Origin of the sequence: Chitinimonas sp., assembly GCF_041904975.1 — a bacterium.
Taxonomy (GTDB): domain Bacteria; phylum Pseudomonadota; class Gammaproteobacteria; order Burkholderiales; family Chitinimonadaceae; genus Chitinimonas.
The window spans coordinates 1-3,531 of record NZ_JAYRLZ010000361.1; the positions used below are offsets into that span (position 1 = coordinate 1).

Sequence of the window (3,531 nt, forward strand, 5' to 3'; positions counted from 1 at the left end):
TTGGTAAGTCTGAGCGGACAACGGTCGGTCATGGCTATGTACTTGCCAAAGAAGCCAGCGACGCCATCAACGATTTGAGCTATCGCCCTGGCGGTAGCAACAACGCTGCCGTTCTGGCCAAAATTAGTCCAGAGCAGAACAACCATGGCGAAACGACGCTGACCAGCGCCGATTTGCGCGGTAGCACCGAGTTCGGCGAGTTGGCGGGTGGTGCGATCGGTTTGGCTGTTGGCGTAGAGGCACGCCGCGAGTCGATCAAGATCGATCCGGACAGCCATCTCAAGCGTGCCGAATGGGTAGGCCTGGGTTCATCCTCGGCCGATGGTTCCCGCAATGTTCAATCCATGTTTGGTGAATTGCGCTTGCCGGTGTTGAAGACATTGGAGGCAGAAGCTGCGGTGCGCTTCGACCACTACAGCGACTATGGCAACTCCACCACGCCCAAGGTCGGCTTGAAGTGGACGCCCAATAGCACCATTGCGCTGCGCAGCACCTATTCCGAAGGCTTCCGTGCACCTGGCTTGACTCAGATCAGCAAGTCAAGCGTGCAGTCGTTCAATACCATTACCGACCGCCTGCGTTGCGCTGGCAATGTTGATCCGAAGACGCTTGATGGTACCGAATGCACATCGGGTCGCTCGATCTCCTCGCAAATTCAGGCTAACCCCAACTTGAATCCGGAACGCTCGAAGAGCTACACCCTGGGCCTGGTGTTCTCGCCGACCAATAACTTCAGCAGCACGGTCGACTACTACGAAATTCGCCGCCGGGATGAGATCGACCGGGTTGGTTCGCAATACATCATCGATCAGACCTACTTGAATGGCGATCAGCGCTTCGTGAACCAGATTTTCCGCAATCCACTGCAAGACACTTGGGTGCGCGACAAGTCAGGCAATCTGATTCCCAATTCCGGCCCGATCGTCAGTACGGTACGCAAATTCTTCAATCTGGGTGAGTCGCGTCTGAAGGGTGTGGACTTGAGCGTAACCTTGAAGAACAGCCTGGGCGAATACGGCAAGCTGTCCAGTACCTTCGACGGCAGCTATATGCTTAGCTACAAGCAGTACACATTCCCTGGCGATCCGTTCCGTGACTACGCCGGCGCCAGCGGCCCAAATGGTGCGTTGCCGCGTCTTAAGGCTTCGATGGCATCGACCTGGAGCAAGGGACCATACAATGTCACGGGTCGAGTGAACTTTACCGATGGCTGGTACAACAGCGATTCTTTCCTCAATTGCGCCACGACTACCAATCCAGCCTATACCGCTGAGTTCCCGAACTGCCGCGTCAGCTCGTGGACGACGTTTGACCTGAACGTTGGCTACACCGGTATCAAGAACCTGACGCTGAGTGCCACAGTGCGTAACCTGTTCAACCGCGAGGCGCCATACGACGATAGCTCCACCGCTATCATCAATCAGGGTTATAACGATGGCTTCCATAACCCGTATGGTCGTTATCTCAATGTGTCGGCCAGCTACAAGTTCTATTGAGCAGTACCCTGGCAAAACATCAAGAACCCCTGCATTGCAGGGGTTTTTTCATGGTGCGGCGCCTATTGACGAGACAGGGGACGATCTTTGCTTTGTTGTGCGCAAGCCTGAAACGGCTTTGGTCGTACAAATGCAACAGTTTGTAACGAATTGTTCATCGTTGCTTACATGAGCATCACCAAATCCTTATCATGCTGCTGGACTGGAGGCAGGAACCTTGCGTTTGTGCAGTGAATTGCATGATCCGCGCCAGCCGACATTCCTGATATCGCCGACGCGACCTGCGTCTGGCGGCCCATTCCTTTTGTGGAGCAGACGCGTTATGCAACTTAACAAGATCATGATTTCGCTGTTGGCAGCTACGGCCGCCGGCGGCGTAATGGCAGCAGAGCAGGTTGAAAAGGTCGAACGTATTGAAGTTACCGGTTCGAATATCAAGCGCACCAACAAGGAAGGCCCATTGCCGGTTTCCATCCTGCGCAAGGAAGAAATCCAGCGCAAGGGTGTGGCCTCGACCAACGACCTGATCCGCTCGCTGGCCATCATGTCCAGCTTCAACGATGAGCTGACCTCCAATTCGCCCAATGTTTCCGGCTCGTCGTCTGTCGGATTCCGTGGCCTGAGCGGTAGTCAGACCGTCGTGCTGCTTAACGGCCGCCGCCTGGCAAACTATGGCTTCGACGGTGAGTTTGTCGACCTGAATACCATTCCGCTTGGCGCCATCGAGCGCGTCGAAATCCTGAAGGACGGCGCCGCTGCCATTTACGGTGCCGATGCCATCGGTGGCGTGATCAACTTCATCACCCGCAAGGACTACCAGGGCATCGAGGCTTCGGCTGGCTACGGTGTGTCGCAAGAGGGTGATGGCGACGAGAAGCAGGCTTCGCTGTCCGGTGGCTATGGCGACTACGCCACGCAAGGCTTCAATGTGCTGGCCAATGTCAACTGGTTCAAGCGCGAGCCGATCATGAACCTGGATCGCGAACGCACCAAGACCGGCGATTATCGCCGCTTTGGTGGTACCGACCAGCGCTCGACCTTTTCGCCCACCGGCAACTTCCTGAACCCGAAGACTGGCCTGCAGTCGCCGTATCTGCCATGCGCATCGAAGGACCTGCTGATCAGCCCGTCGCCGCTCGATGGCAAGGGCACCAGCTGCCTGTTCGACTTCTCGCCATTCCGCCCGACCGTCTACCCGACCGAGCGCAAGAGCGCCTTCCTGTCCGGTAGCCTGCGTATTGCCGACAGCCACCGCTTGTTTGCCGAATTCATGGTCAGCGAGACCACCAGCAATACCTCGGCAGCCCCAGCGCCAGCCAACTTCACGGTGCCGGCAAGCCATCCGAGCAATACCTTCGGTGTGCCGCTGACCGTACGTGGTCGTCCGCTGCAAGCTGGTCCGCGTACCACCGAGAACGACGCCACGGCTACCCGTTTCGTTATTGGTCTCGACGGCGAACTGGCCGGCTTTGATTACAAGCTGGCCTTGGGTGAAGCGCGCAACAAGGTGACCAACACGGATGGCGGCTATCTGAAGAATGACGGCGTGCTCGCCGGCATCGCCAACGGCACCTTCAACCCGTTCGCGTCAACCAATAGCGCAGCGGTAATGAACGCGCTGGCAGCCAATGAAGTCCGTACCGGTGAAACCCGCTATAGCTTCGTTGAAGCCAAGGTGTCGCGTGAAGTGATGGAACTGCCGGCAGGTCCGGTGGGTCTGGCGCTGGGCCTGACTGCTGCAAAGGAAAAGCTGGACGACGTGCCTAGCGCCAATCAGGTTGCCGGCAATGTCTTCGGTTCGATCGCCCAATCCATCGCCCGTGGCGAGCGCGATTCGCGTGCTGCCTTCATGGAAGTGGGTATCCCTATCCTGAAGAACCTGGAAGCCCAGCTGGCCGTACGTCATGACCGCTATGACGGCGGCACCAACTCGACCACGCCGAAGATCGCCATCCGCTATCAGCCGATGCCGGAACTGCTGTTGCGCGCCTCCTACTCGGAAGGCTTCAAGATGCCGTCGCTGCGTGACCTGTTC

At 57.4% G+C, this 3,531-nt stretch carries 2 protein-coding genes; both read left to right on the forward strand.

Annotated features, from left to right (window positions below):
* A partial coding sequence (locus ACE3OH_RS20755; RefSeq protein WP_374357670.1) for a TonB-dependent receptor domain-containing protein occupies nt 1-1,496 on the forward strand: 1,496 nt, incomplete at its 5' end.
* 322 nt (nt 1,497-1,818) lie between these two features.
* Nucleotides 1,819-3,531 (forward strand): TonB-dependent receptor plug domain-containing protein (locus tag ACE3OH_RS20760; protein WP_374357673.1); only part of this gene is annotated, 1,713 nt, incomplete at its 3' end.